The sequence below is a fragment of the Gordonia sp. JH63 genome (assembly GCF_009856645.1).
Taxonomy (GTDB): domain Bacteria; phylum Actinomycetota; class Actinomycetes; order Mycobacteriales; family Mycobacteriaceae; genus Gordonia; species Gordonia hongkongensis.
Window position 1 is genome coordinate 4,085,613 of sequence record NZ_CP047235.1, and the last position, 19,783, is coordinate 4,105,395.

Sequence of the window (19,783 nt, forward strand, 5' to 3'; positions counted from 1 at the left end):
CGACCCATGCGGTTTCGAGTCCTACAGGGCGGCGACGGGTGTTCGTTGCTCAGCGCCTCTCCCCTCCCCGACCTCGCCGCGGCCGGATACACCGACATCGAGTACGCGGCGTCGGGGGTGGCCGAGAAGATCGTCGGGGACCCGCCCGCGCCCGCCGCCGAGTTCACGACCCGGGTCGTCGTCCGACGCCCAGCGGAGCCCGCGACGTTCAGCGGCTGCGTTGTCGTCGAGTGGCTGAACGTCAGCAGTGGCGCCGACGCCGCCCCCGAATACTCCTATGTGGCTGCTGAACTGGTCCGTTCCGGGCACGCCTGGATCGGGGTCTCGGCCCAGTTCGTCGGAGTGGAGGGCGGCACGGGCTCGGTCGGCGTCGCGACCGGTGCGCCGCAGAGTCTCGCCGCCAAGGACCCGGAACGGTATGCCGGACTCCACCATCCTGGTGATGCGTACTGTTACGACATCTTCAGCTCGATCGGACGGGCCGCCCGGGACACCGCTGGGGCCGACCATCCCCTCGCGGGCCTGACGGTCGCCACCGTGCTCGCGATCGGCGAATCACAGTCGGCGATGGCCCTGACGACCTACGTGAACGCCATCGGCCCGGATGCGGCGCCGTTCGACGGATACCTCATCCACAGCCGCGCGGCCGCCGGGTTGCCCGCAGGCGAGGTCGGTTCGGGCATCGACGTGGCGACCGTCTTCGGGCGCGAGCCCACCACGATCCGCACCGACCTCGACGCACCGGTGTTCGTGGTGCAGACCGAGACCGACGTCCTGACCAACTTCCGTTATCACACTGCGCGGCAACCGGATTCCGACCGGTTACGCGTGTGGGAAATGGCGGGCACGTCCCACGCCGACCTGCACCAGGTCGGCGACTTCGAGGAGTTCCTCGGCTGCCCCGACCCCGTCAACCGGGGTCAGCAGCGTTTCGTCCTGCGGGCTGCGTTGCGGCACCTGCGATCCTGGGCCGACGGTGGCGATCCGCCGCCGGCAGCCGACCCGCTGGCCCTCCGGGACATCGACGGCGCCGACCCCGTGTTCGAGCTGGACGGCATCGGCAACGTCCGGGGCGGGGTCCGGACGCCGTGCGTCGACGCACCGACCCAGGTCCTCAGCGGGATCGTCGCCGACCCCGTCTCCCGCATCTGCCTGCTGTTCGGCACGACATTCCCTGTCCCCGCCGACGCGTTGGCGGCCCGGTACGGAACGCGCGACGAATACGAGAAGCACTACCGGAACGCCGCCGACGCCGCCATCGCGGGCGGATTCGTCCTCGCCGAGGACCGTGACGAGCTGCTCGCCGACGCCAATCCGGACCTGATCCCGAACTGACCGTCCGCCGATTCGTCTCGGCGCGCGGCGGTTTGAAAATCACCATGACTCCAACGGTGCCGGTGGAGTCGAGTTCTCAGTAGCGTCCCAGAAGTCCTGCCAGCCCTCTCCCAGGCGGATTTCGATGACTCTAGAACTCACGACACCGGTTGGTGTCGCCCCCGCCCCGTCCGCGGCCGGGCCCGTCGACGTGCCGTCCGACGGCCCGGCGGCCCGAGTACGTCGGCGACGGCTCTCCCGTCACGCCGCCACACGCACGCTCCGTCAGTCCATCGGCCTGATCCTGGTCGTCGTCATCTGGCAGGTCGGCGCGCGGGGATGGCTCGGCGCGACCACCCCCGCACCCACCGAGGTGGTCGAGGCGGGCTGGGAACTGATCAGCACCGGTGAACTCTGGACCCATCTGGCCGCGTCGGGGCGGCGCGTCGCGATCGGACTGGCGATCGGGATCGCCATCGGCGCGGTGCTCGGCGCGGCCGCCGGCCTCTTCAAGGTCGCCGAAGACCTGGTCAACGCACCGGTCCAGGTGCTGCGGATGATGCCCGCCGTGGCCCTCGTCCCGGTCTTCATCATCTGGTTCGGGATCGGCGACTCGTTCAAGATCGCCCTGATCATCGTCGCCCCGATCTTCCCCATCTATCTCAACTTCCTCGCCGGCATCCGGGGCGTGGACCAGAAGCTCATCGAAGCCGCCGAATCGCTGGAGCTGACGCGTTTCGAACTCGTACGATACGTGGTCCTGCCGGGCGCACTACCGCAGATCTTCGTCGGGCTACGACAGGCGCTGGGCATCGGTTGGCTCGTCCTGGTCGTCGCGGAGATGCAGACCACCCCGGTCGGTCTGGGCTTCCTGATGAACGACGCCAAGGAGTACCTACGCACCGATCAGATCTTCCTGGTCCTGGTGATCTACGCGGTACTCGGACTGCTCACCGACATCGGCGTGCGATTACTCGAGCGTCGGTTCCTGTCGTGGCGCAACGGATTCGAAGGTAGGTGAGTGGAATGTCCGCAGATCGAATCGACGGTGTCCGCGTCCTCGGCGCCGGGCGCGAGTTCGACGGCCGGCGGGTTCTCGACCGCGTGGATCTGACCATCGCCCGGGGCGAGTTCGTCGCGCTGCTCGGAGCGAGTGGTTCCGGGAAGAGCACCCTGCTCCGGGGGATCGGCGGGCTCGACCGCGGTTTCACCGGCACGATCGAGGCACCCTCGGCCAAGGCCATCGTGTTCCAGGAGCACCGACTCATGCCCTGGATGTCGGTGTGGCGCAACGTCGCGCTCGGGTTGCGCGGCGGTGACACCGAGGCCCGCGCGCTCCGCGCACTCGACGAGGTGGGGCTGGCGGCCAAGTCCGGCGCCTGGCCGTCCACGCTCTCGGGTGGCGAGGCCCAGCGCACCGCGCTGGCACGCGCACTCGTCCGGGAGCCCGACCTGCTGTTGCTCGACGAACCGTTCGGCGCGCTCGACGCCCTGACCCGGATCAATGCCCAACGCCTGGTGGCCCGGTTGTGGGAAGCGCACCGTCCGGCAACACTGCTGGTGACGCACGACGTCGAGGAAGCCCTTCTGCTCGCGGATCGCGCGCTGATCCTGCGGGCCGGCCGGATCGCACAGGAGATCGTCGTGGATCTACCTCGCCCACGCCAGGTCACCGATCCCGAATTCGTCGCCCTCCGTTCACAACTGCTCGCCGGGCTCGGCGTCGGCGGAACCGACGCCGAATCCACCGGCCCCACAACGACACCGACAACGACAACCCGGGAGTTCACCCATGTCTGACGTACTGACCCTGTCCACGGACGTGCTGGTGATCGGCGGTGGTCCCGCCGCGACCTGGGCCGCCATCCACGCTCGCGACGCCGGAGCCGAGGTGATCGTCGTGGACAAGGGTTACTGCGGTGCGTCGGGTACGACGGCCCCGGCCGGGACCGGGGTCTGGTACGTCGTCCCGGACCCGGACAAGCGCTCGGCGGCGAAGGCGAGTCGCGAAGCGCTCGGTGGGTATCTCGCGGACCACGCCTGGATGGACCGGGTTCTCGACAGGACCTACGCGAACATGCACCGGCTGGGCACCGAGGGTCGCTACCCGTTCCCGATCGACGAGCACACCGGGGAGCCCATCCGCACCGGTGTCCAGGGCCCGGAGTACATGCGTCGCATGCGCGCGTGGGTCCGGCGCCGCGGTGTACAGATCCTCGATCACTCCCCTGTCCTGCAACTCCTCACCGACAGCCAGGGCGCCGTGCGGGGCGCCGCCGGACACCAGCGGCAGACAGGCCGGGACTTCCGGATCTCGGCCGGCGCCGTCGTCGTGGCGACGGGCGGATGTGCGTTCCTGTCCAAGGCACTGGGCAGCAACGTCGACACCGGCGACGGCGCACTGATGGCGGCGGAGGTGGGTGCCTCGTTCTCCGGGATGGAGTTCGCCAACGCGTACGCGATCGTGCCGAAGGGCTCCACGGTGACCAAGACCGCGTACTACGGCTACGCCACCTTCTTCCACGCCGACGGACGCATCGTCGAGGGTGCGGGATCGACGAAGGGGCGGTCGGTGATCGCACGGACTCTGCTGCAGGAGAAGGTCTACGCACAGCTGGACCGGGCCGATGAGCGAGTGGCGGCACAGATGCGCCAGGGTCAACCCAACTTCTTCCTCCAGTTCGACCGCCGGGGCATCAACCCGTTCACCGACCGGTTCGAGGTCGATCTCCTCGCCGAGGGCACCGTTCGCGGAACCGGTGGCATCGACATCGTCGACGCGGACTGCTGGACCGGCGTCCCGGGTCTCTACGCGGCCGGCGACGCCGCCACCCGCGAGCGGATCTGCGGTGGCTTCACCGGCGGCGGCAGCCACAACTCCGCCTGGGCGATGTCGTCGGGCGGTTTCGCAGGCACTGCAGCGGCACGAGCGGCCCGCGACGCGGGCGGGGCATCCCCACTCGATCGGCTCTCGGGCGCCGGCACCGTCGGATTGGACTCCGCCCGGAGCGGGATCACACCCGACGAGGTGGTGACCGCCGCACAGGGCGAACTGATCCCCTTCGAGAAGAACTACCTGCGTCACGGCGACCGTATGGGTCCGGCGCTGAACGCCCTGGACTCGCTGTGGGATGAGGTCTCCGGCCCGGCCTACGGCGCCCGCACACCGGCGGGGCGCGTCCGCGCGCGGGAGGCGGCTGCGATCACCGCGGTCGGACGGTGGATCTACCGATCCGCACTCGCCCGCACCGAATCCCGCGGGATGAGCAAGCGCGCCGACCACCCCGAGCTCGACCCGGCGCTGGGCGATCACGTCCGCACCGGCGGACTCGGCGATGTCTGGGTCGCCGCACCCGGATCGGCTGTCCGCCGGCCAGACCCGGCCCCTCGGCTCGCCGTCAGGATTCCCGCGTGATCGAGCTCGTCGTCGCGTCGGCGTGTATCGCCTGCGACAAATGCGTGAATGCCTGTCCCACCAACGTCTTCGACACCGGACCCGACGGCGTACCGGTCATCGCACGGCAGTCCGACTGCCAGACCTGCTTCATGTGCGAGGCGTACTGCCCCACCGACGCTCTCTACGTCAGCCCGGAGTCGTCCCCACTCGGCACCCGAGAATCGTTGCCGCTCGAGCTGATCGGCAGCTACCGGGAGCGGCTCGGCTGGGGCAAGGGGCGCGCACCAGGAAGCCTCACCGCGGTCGGGCCCCCGATCCCGCATGGAGACCCGCCACCCCGGCTCGTCGAGCAACACGCCGACTGACCGGCTCACCCCGTTCATCCCTTCAGATCGCCAGAACAGAGAAATCATGCCCACCACATCATCTTTCGGATCACCGCTGCGCCGGATCAGACGCGCCCTCGCCCTCTTGTCGGCGGGCGTGGCAATCGCAGCGGTGGCCGCGTGCGGTTCCGACGACGCGTCGTCGGCGCAGCGCGAGGTCATCGACACACTCCGGATCGGCGTCATCGGCTCGAGCAACGTGATCGCCGGTCCGGTCGGCTTCGCCCACAGTCGCGGGGAACTCCTCGAGGCCTTCGCCCCGCTCGGTGTCAACAACGTCGAGGTCTTCAACTTCCCGAACGGGCCCGATCTCAATCAAGCGCTCATCGGCGGACGCCTCGACGTGGCGAGCTACGGTGACACCCCGGCGCTGGTCGCCCGCGGCTCGGGACTACAAACCCGCCTGCTGTCGATCAACCAGTTCGACAACGATGCCGGCGTGGTGGCCAAAGACCCGTCGATCCGCTCGCTGGCCGACCTGGCGGGCAAGAACATCGGTGTGCCGAAGGGGTCCTACATCGACCGCTATCTGCAAGGCGCACTGGCCGAACAGGGCATCACCGCCAACCTGATCCACCTGTATCCGGCCGATCAGGAGGCACCGTTGAACTCCGGTGAGATCGACGGAGCGGCGCTGCCCGGCGTCATCCCGTCGGTGGCGCTGCAGACCTTCGAAGGCAAGGGATTTCACCTGGTCGACTCGGTCTACCGGGACCATCCCGATCTGGCCGGCACCAGCGTGACGGTCAGCAGTGACCAGTTCCTGGAGAAGAACCCGGACTTCGCCGCGACGTGGCAGCAATTGCACGCGTCGTCGGTCCGCTACGCGAAGGCGAACTGGGAGGAGTACCTCCAGTTCGAGCTCGGCAACTCCAAGGCACCCGAAGCCGCCGTCCGTGCCGCCGCCAACCCCGAGGGCTACTCCGAGGAGCCGTTCCCGGCCCGCGCCGTCGAATTGCTCACCGGCACCAAGGCTTTCCTGGTCGAGCAGGGCAGCATCGAAGAAGACTTCGAACTCGACTCCTGGCTGCAGCGTCCCGCGACGGGAGCGAACTCGTGACCGGGCCCCGGTTCGGGGTGTGGACCAATGTGTACGGCACCTGGGCGTCGGCACACCATCCCGACGACCCGGTCGACGCATCCTGGGAACGCAATCTCGCACTGGTTCGACGCGCGGAGGAACTGGGGTATCACAGCACCCCGTGAGATGCGAGCGAAACGAACCCACCCCCCTGAGGTGCGAGCCCAACTACTGCTCCCTGAGGAGGCCGGAGCTTGCGGAGGCCGTCACGAAGGGTCCTGGTGAGTCGGGTTGCGAAGACCCTTCGTGACGCGCCCTCCGCAAGCTCCGGGCGCTGCTCAGGGAGCAGGGACAGGGCGTTCTTTCGGATTAGGGAGCAGAAGAGGTCAGCGCTGCCTCACATCAGCGACCGCAGGCCCGGTTCGCTGTCGAACCGCGGGGGCGGGGCGGCGCGGAGGAATTCGTCGGTGGCCTGTCGGATACTGCCCGAGATGGCGTGTCCGACATGGCTACCGGAGTACCAATGGACTTTCCCACCCCAGTGATTGTGTAGCTGCTGGGCGGCGGTCACGGAGGTCACCCGGTCGTTGAGCGCCGCGACCACCATTCGCCGCTCAGGCGTCGGAAAGGGTTCCACCGCCAGCGGGTTGATGACCGACGAGACCGCACGAACCGGATCGCTCCGCATCAACGACGCGAGATGGCGCCCCTTGGACCCGCCGCGCTCCATGTGATGAGCCAGGGTGGCATGCATCTGCAGCATCGGCACGACGGCGAGCACCGAGCTGATACGGGGGTCCATCGAGGCGACCATCGCGGCGATCGGTCCGCCGAGCGACGTGCCCGCGATCGCGATGTCGGCGGGTTCCTGACTCTCGATCCACGTGATGAGCGAACGGATCTCGGCGATCGCCCGGATGGTGATGACGGTGTTGACCAGTGGATCGAACCCCGGATAGGCCACCTTCTCGACTCGCCGCGAGCCGTGGGCCGGAAGAACGGGGAAGACCACGTCGTAACCGAGCTTGTTGTACAGGTTGGCCGCGCGGAACGCGTAGAGATCGTCGGCCCGACCCTGAGCCGCCCCGTGGACCCAGATCAACCAACGGCGACCGGCGCGTCGTCGTGACAGCACCCGCACCGAGGCGATCCCGTCGGCGTAGGGGTCGGCCGCGGCGATCGATTCCGGGAGCGGCACCGCCACCGAGTAGTCGATGTGATCGAACGAGGTGGTCCCGAAGGTCTTCCGGTTGCGGGAGACGATGCCGGGTGGGCCGGGGTCGAGGTGGACTCGCGACGGACCGAGGGCAGCCAGTTCATCTGCGACACCGACACATCGGTCGACGCAGTCTTCCACGAAGTCGATCGGCGGGATGTCCCGGATCACCGAGTTGACCGCGATGAACAGCTCGTCGACGGCGGTCTCCCCGACCATCCGCGGACCGCAGTCCGCCGGCGGGACGCCCGTCGCGGGATCCCCGCGGCCGGCCGCACGCGAACTGCCGATCGCACGGGGCAGCACTTTCGCGAACAACCCCAGTCGTGCTGCTCCCGACTCCCAGTCGATCAACTCGCCTCCTGCGCCATCGCGGTACTGTTCTCGTCCTCGTCGGCGGTCGTCCGTCCGAGCGCATCGGCGGCCTCGGCGACCGCGTCGGCCACCCGCCGCAAGAAGCCGGCCGGGTCGGGCATCGACTCCGGTGTCGCGATGAGGCCCATGCTGAGCCTGCCGGCATAGCTGTAGGTGGTGAGGTTGACGTCGGCGGGTGCGATGGCCAGCGCGAACGAGATCCAGTCGACGACCTCGATGTCCCCGACCCACCGCGTGGTGCGCGGACCCGGCATGTTGGCGGTGGTGATGTTGTTCATCACCAGCGGCGCGCGATTCGCGGCCAGACCGCGGAAGGTCGGGCCGAGCCGTCCGGTGTAGGTGGCCAGCGCGTCGGTGAGATCGAAGCCGACCTCGCGCCGGCATCGAACAGTCGCCGCGCAGCTCTCACCGGTGGCCGCGATCCGCTCGATCGGGTCGGCCAGATCCGACCTGAGATAGGCCATCGCGGTGGCGATCTCGTTGCCGTGCACACGGGTGGAGGCCAGGTCCTTGCATACCCCGAAGATCGAGACCGACACTCCCGGCTCCTCGCCGCGAGCGATGAGTTCCGCCCGGATCGCACCGGCGATGACACCGTGCAGAGCCCCGTTCACGGTGTTTCCGGTGGCCAGCGCGAGTCGCTGGACGGCGGCGAGCGGGATGTCGCCGGACGCACACACGCGTTCGGCGCCGCTGCGGGCGTTGAAACTCGTCCGACGGACCGTCAGGGGTTTCGGGATGAGTTCGGCATCGCCGGCCCGGCGTTTCGCGACAACCGCACGCGCCAGTGCCGACGCTGCCGACGGCAGGCGACGAACCATACGCCAGGATTCCGAACGCGCTGCGCGCGTGAGCTCGTCGTCGTCGTGCTCGATGCGGGTCGCGGAGATCGGCGCCTGCTCGACCCGCTCATCCGGACCGGCGGTCGCGGCCATGAACGTGTTGAGTGCGGCGAGACCGTCGGCGACGGCGTGATGGACGCGGACGACGACCGCCTGCCGCCCACCGGCGAGACCGTGCACGAGGGTCAGTCCCCAGAGCGGCCGACTCCGATCGAGTTGCCGGACGGCGAGCTCGGACAGGATCGCGTCCAGCTCGGCACGTCCCCCCGGTGCGGCGGCGGAACGCTCGTCCAGGTGCCGGCGCACGTCGAAGTCGTTGTCGTGCACCCAGAAGGGACGGGCGCCGTGTCCGCGAGCCCACGCGAGCCGCTGGGTCGCGCGCGGGAACATGCCGAGGTAGTCGGGCAGGACGTCGGCGATCTCGGTGAGATCGAGGGGCCGGCCACGACGGGAGGTGTCGAGCACCGCGACCTTCAGTGTGTGCATCGGGGTCGACGCCGATTCCATGTTCAGCATCAGCGCGTCGGGACCGGACATCCGTTCGGCGTCCAGAACACCGGTGGAGCGGTCGATCTGCTTGACAGCGTGCATGATTCAGCTCACCTTTCGTTCGGTCGACGGGGCGGACGGGAGTTCGCGTTTGAGGATCTTGCCGGTGGCATTGCGCGGCAGTTCGTCGAGGAAGTGGACGTCGCGGGGGACCTTGAACCCGGCGAGCTGTTCTCGCACGTGCCGCTGGATGTCCTCGGCGCCGATCTCGGCCTCCGGTGCTCGCACCACATGGGCGACGAGACGCTGGCCGAACCTGTCGTCGTCGACCCCGGTCACCGCGACCTCGACCACCTCGTCGAGAGCCCCGATGACCAACTCGACCTCGAGGGGATACACGTTCTCCCCACCGGAGACGATCATCTCGTCGTCGCGGCCGACGACGAACAGCAGCCCGTTCTCGTCGAAGCGGCCGACATCGCCCGACACCATGTGTCCGTCGCTGAATGCCTTGGTGTCCGAGCTGGTGTAACCGTCGAACCCGGAGTTGTTCGCGACCACGATGCGCCCGACCTCGCCGACGGGGACCTCGCGGTCGTCGTCGTCCAGGATGCGAACACTCGTACCCGCGAGCGGCCGCCCGGCGGTCTCCGGCGCGGTGCGCAGATCGGTTGGGGTGGCGGTGGTGATGAGACCCGCCTCGGTGGCGTTGTAGCTGTTGTAGACCACGTCGCCGTACCGGTCCAGGAATGCGACGAGAGCGTCGGAGCGCATCCGCGATCCGCTCGCGGTGGCGAAGCGCAGTGTCGGCATCGGGTGGTCGTCGAGGACGTCGTCGGGGAGGTCCGTGATGCGTTCGAGCATCACCGGAACCACGGCGAGGCCGGTGGCCCCGTGGTCGCGGACCATGTCGAGCGTCGCCACGGGATCGAAGCGACGGCGCATGATCATAGTGCACGTCATCGTCGCCGCGATGGCCACCTGCCCGAAACCCCATGCGTGGAAGACCGGGGCCGCGATGACGATGGACTCGCCTGCGCGCCAGGGAATCCGGTCGAGCATCGCGGCGAGGGACGCCACGTCGGTGCTTCCGCCTCGGCGCGCACCCTTGGGCGTTCCGGTGGTTCCCGAGGTCAGCAACACGATCCGGCCGGCACGATCGGGCCGCGCGGGTCGCGCGCCGCGATTCGCGCCGATCAGTCCGTTGACGGTGACACCTTGCGACGACTCGTACTCCGTCCATGCACGGATGCGCCGCAGTTCCGGAAGTCGTTGCGCCGCGGCCTCGACGACGGTGTCGAACTCGTCGTCGGCGATGAGCACGTCTGCCTGTTCACGTTCGAGGACGTCGGCGAGCTGGGGTCCGGCGAACCCGGTGTTGAGGAGTACCGCGTCGGCACCGAGCCGGGACGTCGCGGCGAGCGCCTCGATGAGACCGCGGTGGTTGCGGCAAAGGATGGCGACGGTGCCGACGGTCGTGCCGGGTAGATCGCGCAGACCGACGGCGAGCGCGTCACAGCGGGCATCGAGCTCGCGCCAGGTGAGTTGTCCCGCCTCGTCGATGAGGGCGAGTCCGTCGGGATCGCGCGCCGCGGCGAGGCCGATCCCGCTCACCGGCGAGGCACCGCCGTGCCGACGGAGGTTGAGCCCCATGCGGACATAGCGATCGACCCGAAGCGAACCGAGAAAGCCGCTGCGGACGAGGGTGCGAACGAGCCACATCTGTGTGGTGACGCGATCGCGGAGTTGCGAGATCATCGTCGTCTCCTGGTGATCAGCCGATGACCGGGAATCGGCGCTTGCGGGCGAGGTCGTCCAGTGCGTGCTGCATGCGTTTGCGGACCATCTGGTCCACCTCGTCGTGTTCGGGGTTGTTGCCGAACTCGGCGGTGATGTCGATCGGGTCGAGAACCTCGGTGACCAGCTTCGACGGCAACGGGATGTTCGGCGGGAGGTGCGCGGTCAGACCGAACGGGAAGCCGAGCGCGAACGGAGCGGTGTCGGTGCGGATCAGCTTGTCGAGCCGCAGTATCCGGGCCAGCGTGTCACCGCGGTTGAGGAACAGCTGCGTCTCCTGGCCCCCGATGGTGACGATCGGGACGATCGGGACGCCCGCCTCGAGTGCGGTGCGGATGTACCCGGTCCGACCGTGGAAGTCGATCGTCGCGCTCTGGCTGCTCGGCCGCAGCGCCTCCCACTCCCCGCCGGGGAACACGATGGTGGCCGCGCCGGACCGCAGGGCGGCGACCGCGTTCTTCGGGTGAGCCGGCAGGAACCCGACCTTTCCGAAGATCTGTTTGCCCGATCCGGTGAAGATGAGGTCGTGGGCCAGGGTGTACAACGGCCGGTCCGCCCCGAACTCGTCGGCAAAGGCCACGCTGATCACCGGGACGTCGAAGGCCATCAGACCGCCCGAGTGGTTGGACACGAGGAGGGCACCGCCGTCGGGCACCTTGTCCATGCCCCGGACCTCGGAGCGGAAGTAGGTCTTGGCCACGAGCTTGAGCACGGGCAGCACCCGCTTCACCCAGGTCTCGTCGCGTGCGGTGAGGTCGAAGGTCTCGGCACTCATCGGTCCATCTCCTGTGGGATCGATTTCGCGGTTCGCGCGGATCACCGCTGGATCGGTCGGAGCCAGATGTCCGACCGGGGTCGATGTCCTCGGAACCGCAAAATGAGAACACGTTCTAGTGGTTAAATTAGAACACGTTCTACTTTGCGTCGCCACACTTCGTTACCCATGCCACAACTGACTGATCGGTAGCCTTATGGACTTCATCCTGGAGGACATCTCCGAAGCGGAGGTCGCGCGTCGCCGCGCGGTCTACACCCCTCTCACCGACACCGTCCGGGACCTCGTCGACGCGGTGATCCGCACCGAGGTCGCCGAGGACGACCTCGAAGAAGCACGCCGACGGATTGCCGAGGTGGTGGCCGACTTGCGGAGAAGCCAGATGGACGGGGCCTTCGGGGTGCGACACACGCGCGAGAACACCGGAATGGCCTGGGGAAATGCGGTCATCGGCGTGCGCAACGCGCTCGCGCCACCGCTCGACGTCGTGCATGACGCCGACGGGGTCCGCAGTGAGTTCACGCTGGGAGCGGCCTACGAGGGGCCGCCCGGTCAGGTGCACGGCGGGGTGTGCGCGATGGTCCTCGATCACGTCCTCGGCAACGCGGCCAGTGTCGAGGGGCCGTGCTACACCGGCACCCTCACCGTCCGGTACGGGCGACCGACGCCCCTGGGCGCACTGGTCGCGCAGGCGTCGGTGACCGAGCACAGCGGACGCAAACGCATCGTCCGGGGCACGATCTCCGACGCCGACGGGGTCACCTGCGACGCCGAAGGGGTGTTCATCGTGCCCCGCTCCGCGGTCGATGTCCCGTCGGTGCGCTGGTCGGCGGGCTGATGCGAGCCGCGGTGACCGCCCCCGGAGAGCTTGGCCCCGGAGAGTCCGGCCCAGGAGAGTTCGGCCCAGGCGGATTCGTCGTCGAGCACCGTCCGGATCCGACACCGGGGCCCGGCGAACTCGTTCTGCGGGTCGCGGCGAACGGGATCTGCGGTTCCGACCTGTCGACCGCGCCGCTGCTCCCGGCCGGCACGATCATGGGCCACGAGTTCGCCGGCGAGGTCGTCGGCATCGGGCCCGCGGACCCGGACGTCCCCCACGCCTTCCGGGTCGGCGATGCCGTGGCCGCCATGCCGGTCATCGGATGCCACCGGTGCCGCGCCTGTCTCACCGGTGACGTCGCCCGCTGCCCGTCGGCGCGCACCCTGGGACTCGGCGTCCTGCCCGGCGGACTCGCCGAGTTCGCAGTGGTCGGCGCCGCCGAGAGTGTCCTGCTCGACGACATCGACCCGGTCGACGGCGCGCTGGTCGAGCCGCTGGCGGTGGGTCTGCACGCTGTCACCCGCGCGTCCGTCCGGCCCGGCGACCGGGTGCTGGTCCTCGGCGCCGGTCCCGTCGGCCTCGCGGCGTTGCACTGGCTCTCCCGCGGCGTGGCCACCGAACTCGTGTGTTCGGACCCGTCGCCGGGCAGGCGCGCGGCCGCACTCGATCTCGGCGCGTCCGCGGCGTGCGCTCCGGACGAACTCCCCGCCCAGGTCGAATCGGGCTTCGACGTGGTCGTCGAGTGCGTGGGCAAGCCGGGGATGATCGCGTCCGCCCTCGACGCGGTCGCGACCCACGGCACAGTGGTCATCGCGGGCGTCTGCTTGAGCCCGGACACGTTCATGCCGGTGGCCGGAGTCGTCAAGGAGATCACCATGCACTTCGTCTCCTACTACACCAAGCGCGAGTTCGACACCGCCGCAGCGGAGTTGAACAAGGGCGTGATCGGGTCGTCGACGCTGGTCAGCGGGATCGTGGGGCTCGACGAGACCGATCGCGTCGTCCGCGAGCTCTCGGCGCCCAATGACCACCGCAAGGTGCTGATCGCGCCCGGGGTGTCCACGGTCGGCTGAACGGCACTCGCGGACGCCCGCGCAACCGGCGTACGGTCACTCGGGTGAACAGTGCCGTCCCCGAAGCCCCCGAGCCGTTCAGCACCGACGAGGCGCGGCAGGTGCGCGCGATCTCTGCCGAGCTGGGCCTGCCGGGCATCGTCGACGTCCACACCCACTTCATGCCGCGACCGGTGATGGACAAGGTGTGGGCTTATTTCGATTCCGTCGGGCCGTTGGTCGGACGGGAGTGGCCGATCACCTACCGCGCCGACGAGGACGTCCGCGTCGCCACCCTGCGCGACTTCGGGGTGCGGGCCTACTCGTCCCTGGTCTATCCACACAAACCGAACATGGCCGAGTGGCTGAACGGCTGGGCGCACGACTTCGCCGCCAACCACGACGACTGTCTGCACACGGCGACGTTCTATCCCGAGGAGTCCGCCCACACCTACGTCTCCCGCGCCATCCAAGCCGGCACGCAGGTCTTCAAATGCCACATCCAGGTCGGCGACTTCGCCCCGACGGATTCGCTGCTCGACGGGGTGTGGTCGCAGATCGCCGACTCCCAGGTCCCGGTCATCATCCACTGCGGTTCCGGGCCCGCCCCGGGGACGTACACCGGACCCGACCCCATCCGCGAACTGCTGCACCGGTTTCCGTCGTTGCCGCTGATCGTCGCGCACATGGGGATGCCCGAGTACACCGCGTTCCTCGACCTCGCGTTGGAGTACCCCAACGTGCGCCTGGACACCACGATGGCGTTCACCGACTTCGCCGAAGAGGACGCCCCGTTCCCGTCGGACTACCTGCCGCGACTGGCCGACGCCGGCGACAAGATCCTGTTCGGCAGCGACTTCCCGAACATCCCCTACGGCTACACCCACGCCCTCGAGGCGATCATCCGCCTCGACCTCGGGGCCGAGTGGCTCCGAGACGTGTTCTACCGCAACGGCTCCAGACTCTTCGGGATCGGCTGACCGGGGCGAGCGCCTACAGCACCTGGGACAGGAAGGCCCGCAGCCGATCCGACGTCGCGTCGTCGAAGACCTGTTCCGGACGCCCGGTCTCCACGACCGCACCGTGATCCATGAACAGCACGTTGTCGGAGACGTTGCGCGCGAAGCCCATCTCGTGGGTGACGACCACCATGGTCATCCCCTCGCTGGCGAGGTCGGCCATGAGCGCGAGGATCCCCTTGACCAGTTCCGGGTCGAGCGCGGAGGTCGCCTCGTCGAAGAACATGACCTCGGGGGTCATGGCGAGCGCACGGGCGATGGCCACCCGCTGCTGCTGGCCGCCGGACAGGCGTGCCGGGCGCACATCGGCCTTGTTGGTCAGCCCGACGATCTCGAGCTGACGGAGCGCGACCTCGCGGGCCTCGTCCTTGCTCAGCCCCTTCAACTTGCGCGGTCCGAGCGCGACGTTGTCGACGACGCTCTTGTGCGGGAACAGGTTGAAGTGCTGGAACACCATGCCGATCCGGCGTCGGAGTTCGTCCGGGTTGTCCTTCAGAACCGACCGGCCGTCGAGCAGGATGTCGCCCTGGTCGGGTTCGTGCAGCCGGTTCAGCACTCGCAGGAGAGTGGACTTGCCCGAGCCCGACGGTCCGATGACCGTCGTCGTGGTGCCGGCGTCGACCTGGATGTCGACGCCCCGCAACACGTGGTGCTTGCCGAAGGACAGGTGCAGGTCGGTGCCGGTGAGCGAGACGGCCGTCCGGGTGGCGGTCGCACTCGGCGTCCGGGAGCCCGGCGTCTGGGAGCCCTCGGTGTCGGTCTCGGACTTGTTGAGATCAGGCATGGACCTATCCCTTCTCGACGACGGTCGGGGGCAGCGGGTCGTCCTGGACGTCGGTGGGACGTCCGGTGCGCAGGCGCCGGTCGATGTAGTTGACCAGGTGCGTCAGCGGGATCGTGAGGATCAGGTACATGATTCCCGCGGCGACGAGGGGCGAGAGGTTGCCCGTCTGCGCGTTCAGGTCGCGGCCGACCGCGAACAGCTCCCGCTGGCTGGCCAGCAACCCGAGGAAGTACACCAGCGAGCTGTCCTTGATCAGGCTGATGAACTGGTTCATCAGCGCCGGGAGCACCCGCCGCACGCCCTGCGGCACCACCACCAGACGCATCGACTGCCGATAGCTGAACCCGATGGCCCGCGAGGCCTCGAGTTGCCCGTCGTCGACGCTCTGGATTCCGGACCGGAAGATCTCGCCGATGTAGGCCGCGGCGAGCAGGGCCAGGGCGACCGCCCCGAGCCAGTACGGGTTGTTGCCGGTGATGCCCTTGACCACCGGGCCCACACCGAGTCCGACGATCAGGATGACGACGACGGCGGGCAGTCCGCGGAAGATATCGGTGTAGACGCGCGCCGGCCAGCGCAGCCACCGCGACCGGGAGATGCCGCAGAGCGCCAGGATCATGCCCAGGATGGTGCCGAGCACCCCGGACACCACGGACAGGATCAAGGTGTTCACGAGCCCGGTCTTGATCAGCTCCGGGAACGACTCCTTGTAGAGATCCCAGTTGAAGAAGGTGTCGCCGAGCTGTTCCAGGGTGCTCTTGGGCGCGGTCTCCTCGGCCGGGCCCGCCTTCTCCGCGTTCTCGGCGGCGATGGCGGCGATGTCGGGGAGTTCGGGCGCGGGCGCGGCCTTGCTGCCCGGCTTCCACCCCTCGGGTAGCTCGCGCGGCACCCAGTCGACGTAGAGGTCGGCATACGTGCCGTCGGCGATGATGGCGTCGAGTCCGGAGTTCAGGGCCTCGGTGAGCCGCGGCTTGTTCTTGCCGACGGCCCACGCGACGAAGTTGTTGACGCTGAAGGTGTTCTCGACGATCGCGGTGCCGTCGCCCTCTCGGACCGCACCCTCCGCCTGCTGCGACGGTGCGACCCAGGCGTCGACCTGACCGCTCCGGAGGTTGGCGTAGGCGGTGGCGTAGTCCGGAAACTTCACCGGGTCGAGGCCCAGGGTGTTGACGACGTAGTCGTCCTGGACGGTGCCCTGGACCACGGCGATGCGCGTCGAGTCGGAGAGGTCGCCGAAGCCCTTGATCGCCCCGTCGGTCGGCGCCACGAGTGAGAAGTAGCCGAAGTCGTAGCCGTTGGTGAAGTCGACGGTCTTGCGCCGGTCGTCGGTGGTGGTGATCGACGACGACCCGACGTCGAAGCGGTTGTTGGCCACCTGGGACAGCAGGCCGGCGAACTCGGTGCCGTTGAACTCGATCTGCAGACCCAGCTTCGCGGCGACGGCCTTGAGGAGTTCGTTGTCGAAGCCGGTGAAGTCGCCCGCGCCGTTGACGCAGATGCTCGGTCCGGCGTCCGACAGCGTGCCGACGGAGATCTTGCCGGGCGACAGCAACTCGAGACGACTCACGTCGATCTGGTCGAGCGGCGTGGTGGACTCGGTGGTGTAGCGGTCCTCACCGCCCTGATCGGCTGCGGCGAGGTTGACCGGCGCGGCCGAGGCCGACGCGAGTCCAGCGGGCGCACAGCTCTCGGCGGGAGCCGCCTGGGCTCGTGGCGCAGGTCCGCCGAGGATGGTCAGCAGGCCGACGATGGCGACCGTCAGTGCCAGCGCGACGACGCGCACGGCGCGCGGCGCGGCCCGTCGGGCGCGATGGGATCGGTGGTTGGACACCATGTCGACACTATCCCCACGCGCAGGAGGTGTCCCAAATTTTTGCTCGCCGGTGGGTTTAACCCGGTTGAGCTGGGGATCGTCGTCGTCACGGGGCGCCTGCGAGGCGCGCTGCGGAGGCCACCGTCGGCCTGGCCATCTCACGCCGATCATCGGGGACACTTGCGTGGGGTCGACGCCGATACTTCTCTATCGGAATTTGCCAATTGCTTGTCGGAAAACGATTCGCGTGCTACCAATGATACAGGGATTCGGGATTTGTAACATCATTTCTTCACCGCGCCAGAAATCAACCCCCTCTTGATCATCTGGCACCCATCCCGCTATCCCACAGGCCGCCGACGTGCGCCTTTGTTGCGGCCTGCGTCCACTGTCGAATTCGAAGTGAAAGCGGGAAATATCATGCTGTCTGCAATCTTCTACGCAATCGAGGCTTTCGACAATCTGTTGTGGGACTTCGCGGAAACGATCTTCACCGGCAGTGACGAAGCCGCCGGCTCGTAGGCTCCACCACCTCAGGACGAGTTCAGCAGTAGGTATCGCCTCGCGGTACCTACTGCTGAACCTGTGTGGGACTCCTCAGCCCCGAGCGGCAATCCGCGCCTGCACCTCGGGGCGCCGGAGCGGGGGCACCGTCTTCGGCGGCTGACGACGCTCGGGCAAGACGTCGAGCAGCGTGCGGGTAGCCGCGGTGACGGCGACCACCGCGGCCTCGAAGGCCTCCGCATTCGCCGGCGACGGATGCCGCACGCCGCTCACCTTGCGCACGTACTGCCGTGCGGCCGCCTCGATCTCGTCCTCGGTGGCCGGCGGTTCGAGCCCGCGGAGTTCGGTGATGTTGCGGCACATGGCAGATCCCTTCGATGACGGATGCGCTGGGCGGAAGGCGATGCGACGTCGCAAACCGGGCCGACCCGCCGAGGGCCTACTCGCCGATCTTGACGACCGCTTTCCCCAGAATCCGCCCTTCGGCGAGATCGGTCAACGCTTCCGGCAGCTGATCGAGCGTGTAGGTGACGTTGACCTGAGGTTCCATCCCGTCGGCGATCATCTGCGTCAGCTCTTCATGCAGCTTCGCGGGCAGATTCAGTTCCGGATGGGTGCGCACGTACTCGCCCCACGCGGCCCCGACGACGGCGATGTTGCGGAACAGGACTCGATTGAGTTTGACGGTCGGGATGCCGCCGGCCGCGAAGCCCACCACGACGTAGCGGCCGTCGGGGGCGACCTGGCGGAGCGCCTCGTCGAACACCTCGCCGCCCGACGGGTCGATCATCACGTCGACGCCCTTGGGGACGATCTCCTTGAGCTTGGTACCCCAGCCCTCCTCGAGCTGGACGATCTCGTCGGCCCCGGCGCTGCGCAGCAGGTCCTCGGCACCCTTCCGGTGGACGATGGCGACGACCTTCGCGCCCATCGCCTTGGCAACCATGATCGACGCGGTTCCGACGCCACCGGCGGCGCCGAGCACGCCGACCACCTCACCGGGCTGGGTGTGCGCGCGGGTCTTCAGCGCGAACAGAGCGGTCTGATAGTTGATGCCCATCGCCGACCCCTGCTCGAAGGTCAGTCCCTCGGGAAGCGGCAGGAGCTGTTCGGGCGCGGCCGCGACCTGTTCGGCGAATCCGCCGACGATCGACGCCACGAGCACCTTGTCCCCGACCTTCACCGACGCCCCGTCGGGAGCCGAGCGCACCACGCCGGCGACCTCGGTGCCCGGCGTGAACGGCGTCGGCACGCGCAGCTGGTACTTGCCCTGACTCATCAGCACGTCGGGGAAGCACACGCCGCACGACTTCACGTCGACGACGACCTGGCCGTCGGCCGGGGTGGGATCGGGAACGTCCTGCAACTCGAGTCCGGACGGGCCTGTCTCTGCGGTGAGTACCTGAGCTTTCATACGGCTCACCCTACGCGGCGACCGTCACACACCCGATAGGATCTGATGCCATGTCACAACCTGCGGCACAGTCGCCGAACGCACCCTCCCCCGACCGCCTCCGCGTCGCGGACGAGGCACCCGGATTCATGCCGCTCGACGAGGCCCAGACGCTCTTCAAGATCGCCGGAGAATATCTGTCCCAACCTGATTCGACGAAGGTCGGCGTGGAGATCGGTACCTACTGCGGGAAATCCACCGTCTTCCTGGGATCGGCCGGCGAAGCGAACGACGCCGTCATCGTGACCGTCGACCATCACCGCGGTTCCGAGGAACACCAGCCCGGTTGGGAGTACCACGACGAATCCCTCGTCGACGCACACACCGGGACGCTCGACACCTCGGCACGCTTCCGCCGCACCATGTTCGACGCCAGGCTCGACAACACCGTCGTCGGGTTGCTCGCCCCGTCGGCCGTCGCCGCTAAGGTCTGGGGCCGACCGGCGGATTTCGTCTTCATCGACGGCGGCCACAGCATGGAGGCGGCGCAGACCGACCTCGACGGCTGGGCGCCGTGGGTGCGCATCGGCGGGGCCCTGCTCATCCACGACGTCTTCCCCGACCCCGCCGACGGCGGCCGCCCGCCGTACGAGATCTATTGCCAGGCACTGGAAACCGGACAGTTCACCGAGGTGCGGGCGGAGGGATCGCTGCGTGTCCTCCGCCGCGACTCGGGCGAGGTGGGCGCGCCGCTACCGCGGAAGTCCTGACCACGTCGGAGGCCGT

Annotated in this window: 19 protein-coding genes; 11 read left to right on the forward strand and 8 right to left on the reverse strand. The window is 68.4% G+C overall.

All coding sequences use genetic code 11. The annotated features are described in order from the left end of the window. The first annotated feature begins 6 nt into the window (after positions 1-6). The 7 genes from GR168_RS18145 (at position 7) to GR168_RS18175 (ending at position 6,303) form a co-directional block, all read left to right on the forward strand. The gene (locus GR168_RS18145; protein ID WP_159371374.1) at positions 7-1,335 is read left to right on the forward strand and encodes an alpha/beta hydrolase domain-containing protein; all 1,329 of its coding nucleotides are present in this window, start codon (positions 7-9) and stop codon (positions 1,333-1,335) included. Positions 1,336-1,459: 124 nt separating this feature from the next. Next, complete coding sequence (locus GR168_RS18150) at positions 1,460-2,335, forward strand: ABC transporter permease (RefSeq protein ID WP_159371375.1); 876 nt, start codon at positions 1,460-1,462, stop codon at positions 2,333-2,335. A gap of 5 nt (positions 2,336-2,340) precedes the next feature. After that, positions 2,341-3,114, forward strand: coding sequence for an ABC transporter ATP-binding protein (locus GR168_RS18155; RefSeq protein WP_159371376.1), 774 nt, complete (start codon positions 2,341-2,343; stop codon positions 3,112-3,114). Further along, a complete protein-coding gene (locus GR168_RS18160; protein ID WP_058252407.1) occupies positions 3,107-4,729 on the forward strand; it encodes an FAD-binding protein in 1,623 nt (540 codons plus the stop codon). Before GR168_RS18155 ends, GR168_RS18160 begins: the two co-directional genes overlap by 8 nt. Beyond that, positions 4,726-5,076 carry a ferredoxin family protein gene (locus tag GR168_RS18165; RefSeq protein ID WP_058252408.1) on the forward strand — a complete coding sequence of 117 codons (351 nt, stop codon included), beginning with the start codon at positions 4,726-4,728 and terminating at the stop codon, positions 5,074-5,076. The genes GR168_RS18160 and GR168_RS18165 overlap by 4 nt, the downstream gene beginning before the upstream one ends. 46 nt (positions 5,077-5,122) lie before the next feature. Beyond that, positions 5,123-6,157 carry an NrtA/SsuA/CpmA family ABC transporter substrate-binding protein gene (locus GR168_RS18170; RefSeq protein WP_058252409.1) on the forward strand — a complete coding sequence of 345 codons (1,035 nt, stop codon included), beginning with the start codon at positions 5,123-5,125 and terminating at the stop codon, positions 6,155-6,157. Further along, positions 6,154-6,303 (forward strand): hypothetical protein, encoded by a 150-nt coding sequence (locus tag GR168_RS18175; RefSeq protein ID WP_231742467.1) that lies wholly within the window; start codon positions 6,154-6,156, stop codon positions 6,301-6,303. The genes GR168_RS18170 and GR168_RS18175 overlap by 4 nt, the downstream gene beginning before the upstream one ends. Before the next feature lie 212 nt (positions 6,304-6,515). Here the strand turns inward: GR168_RS18175 and GR168_RS18180 are convergent, their stop codons facing one another. Genes GR168_RS18180 through GR168_RS18195 form a run of 4 tightly spaced genes read right to left on the reverse strand, consistent with a single transcriptional unit; the run spans position 6,516 to position 11,612 of the window. Next, positions 6,516-7,688 carry an alpha/beta hydrolase family protein gene (locus GR168_RS18180; RefSeq protein ID WP_065629695.1) on the reverse strand — a complete coding sequence of 391 codons (1,173 nt, stop codon included), beginning with the start codon at positions 7,686-7,688 and terminating at the stop codon, positions 6,516-6,518. Further along, a complete protein-coding gene (locus tag GR168_RS18185) occupies positions 7,685-9,142 on the reverse strand; it encodes a wax ester/triacylglycerol synthase domain-containing protein (RefSeq protein ID WP_058252411.1) in 1,458 nt (485 codons plus the stop codon). The genes GR168_RS18180 and GR168_RS18185 overlap by 4 nt, the downstream gene beginning before the upstream one ends. A gap of 3 nt (positions 9,143-9,145) precedes the next feature. Beyond that, positions 9,146-10,798, reverse strand: a complete 1,653-nt coding sequence (locus GR168_RS18190; protein ID WP_058252412.1) for an AMP-binding protein — start codon at positions 10,796-10,798, stop codon at positions 9,146-9,148. Positions 10,799-10,814: 16 nt separating this feature from the next. Then, the gene (locus GR168_RS18195) at positions 10,815-11,612 is read right to left on the reverse strand and encodes a lysophospholipid acyltransferase family protein (RefSeq protein WP_058252413.1); all 798 of its coding nucleotides are present in this window, start codon (positions 11,610-11,612) and stop codon (positions 10,815-10,817) included. A gap of 196 nt (positions 11,613-11,808) precedes the next feature. Between GR168_RS18195 and GR168_RS18200 the strand changes: the two genes are divergently transcribed. From GR168_RS18200 to GR168_RS18210, 3 genes are read left to right on the forward strand one after another with little or no spacing between them, the layout of a single operon-like run. Then, positions 11,809-12,450: a PaaI family thioesterase gene (locus tag GR168_RS18200; protein ID WP_078114121.1), complete on the forward strand. Its 642-nt coding sequence runs from the start codon at positions 11,809-11,811 to the stop codon at positions 12,448-12,450. Beyond that, complete coding sequence (locus tag GR168_RS18205; protein WP_078114122.1) at positions 12,450-13,505, forward strand: alcohol dehydrogenase catalytic domain-containing protein; 1,056 nt, start codon at positions 12,450-12,452, stop codon at positions 13,503-13,505. Before GR168_RS18200 ends, GR168_RS18205 begins: the two co-directional genes overlap by 1 nt. A gap of 44 nt (positions 13,506-13,549) precedes the next feature. Next, positions 13,550-14,464 (forward strand): amidohydrolase family protein, encoded by a 915-nt coding sequence (locus GR168_RS18210; RefSeq protein ID WP_058252415.1) that lies wholly within the window; start codon positions 13,550-13,552, stop codon positions 14,462-14,464. A gap of 13 nt (positions 14,465-14,477) precedes the next feature. Here the strand turns inward: GR168_RS18210 and GR168_RS18215 are convergent, their stop codons facing one another. From GR168_RS18215 to GR168_RS18230, 4 genes are all read right to left on the reverse strand, one after another. After that, on the reverse strand, positions 14,478-15,287 hold the full coding sequence (locus GR168_RS18215) for an amino acid ABC transporter ATP-binding protein (protein ID WP_068971161.1): 810 nt from the start codon (positions 15,285-15,287) through the stop codon (positions 14,478-14,480). 4 nt (positions 15,288-15,291) lie between these two features. Then, positions 15,292-17,121: an ABC transporter substrate-binding protein/permease gene (locus GR168_RS18220; protein ID WP_176455983.1), complete on the reverse strand. Its 1,830-nt coding sequence runs from the start codon at positions 17,119-17,121 to the stop codon at positions 15,292-15,294. A gap of 576 nt (positions 17,122-17,697) precedes the next feature. Further along, on the reverse strand, positions 17,698-17,967 hold the full coding sequence (locus GR168_RS18225) for a DUF2277 domain-containing protein (protein WP_058252418.1): 270 nt from the start codon (positions 17,965-17,967) through the stop codon (positions 17,698-17,700). Positions 17,968-18,043: 76 nt separating this feature from the next. Then, entirely contained in the window at positions 18,044-19,018 is a 975-nt protein-coding gene (locus GR168_RS18230) for an NADPH:quinone oxidoreductase family protein (RefSeq protein WP_078114123.1), read from the reverse strand. A 50-nt stretch (positions 19,019-19,068) separates the two neighbouring features. On the opposite strand from GR168_RS18230, the gene GR168_RS18235 reads away from it, so the two are divergent. Continuing rightward, positions 19,069-19,767 carry a class I SAM-dependent methyltransferase gene (locus GR168_RS18235; RefSeq protein ID WP_078114124.1) on the forward strand — a complete coding sequence of 233 codons (699 nt, stop codon included), beginning with the start codon at positions 19,069-19,071 and terminating at the stop codon, positions 19,765-19,767. Positions 19,768-19,783: the final 16 nt, after the last annotated feature.

Coding starts and splice junctions, on each gene's coding strand:
- GR168_RS18145 (WP_159371374.1), top strand. CDS start 7: ATGCGGTTTCGAGTCCTACAGGGCGGCGACGGGTGTTCGTTGCTCAGC.
- GR168_RS18150 (WP_159371375.1), top strand. CDS start 1,460: ATGACTCTAGAACTCACGACACCGGTTGGTGTCGCCCCCGCCCCGTCC.
- GR168_RS18155 (WP_159371376.1), top strand. CDS start 2,341: ATGTCCGCAGATCGAATCGACGGTGTCCGCGTCCTCGGCGCCGGGCGC.
- GR168_RS18160 (WP_058252407.1), top strand. CDS start 3,107: ATGTCTGACGTACTGACCCTGTCCACGGACGTGCTGGTGATCGGCGGT.
- GR168_RS18170 (WP_058252409.1), top strand. CDS start 5,123: ATGCCCACCACATCATCTTTCGGATCACCGCTGCGCCGGATCAGACGC.
- GR168_RS18185 (WP_058252411.1), bottom strand. CDS start 9,142: ATGCACGCTGTCAAGCAGATCGACCGCTCCACCGGTGTTCTGGACGCC.
- GR168_RS18190 (WP_058252412.1), bottom strand. CDS start 10,798: ATGATCTCGCAACTCCGCGATCGCGTCACCACACAGATGTGGCTCGTT.
- GR168_RS18195 (WP_058252413.1), bottom strand. CDS start 11,612: ATGAGTGCCGAGACCTTCGACCTCACCGCACGCGACGAGACCTGGGTG.
- GR168_RS18200 (WP_078114121.1), top strand. CDS start 11,809: ATGGACTTCATCCTGGAGGACATCTCCGAAGCGGAGGTCGCGCGTCGC.
- GR168_RS18205 (WP_078114122.1), top strand. CDS start 12,450: ATGCGAGCCGCGGTGACCGCCCCCGGAGAGCTTGGCCCCGGAGAGTCC.
- GR168_RS18215 (WP_068971161.1), bottom strand. CDS start 15,287: ATGCCTGATCTCAACAAGTCCGAGACCGACACCGAGGGCTCCCAGACG.
- GR168_RS18220 (WP_176455983.1), bottom strand. CDS start 17,121: ATGGTGTCCAACCACCGATCCCATCGCGCCCGACGGGCCGCGCCGCGC.
- GR168_RS18225 (WP_058252418.1), bottom strand. CDS start 17,967: ATGTGCCGCAACATCACCGAACTCCGCGGGCTCGAACCGCCGGCCACC.
- GR168_RS18230 (WP_078114123.1), bottom strand. CDS start 19,018: ATGAAAGCTCAGGTACTCACCGCAGAGACAGGCCCGTCCGGACTCGAG.
- GR168_RS18235 (WP_078114124.1), top strand. CDS start 19,069: ATGTCACAACCTGCGGCACAGTCGCCGAACGCACCCTCCCCCGACCGC.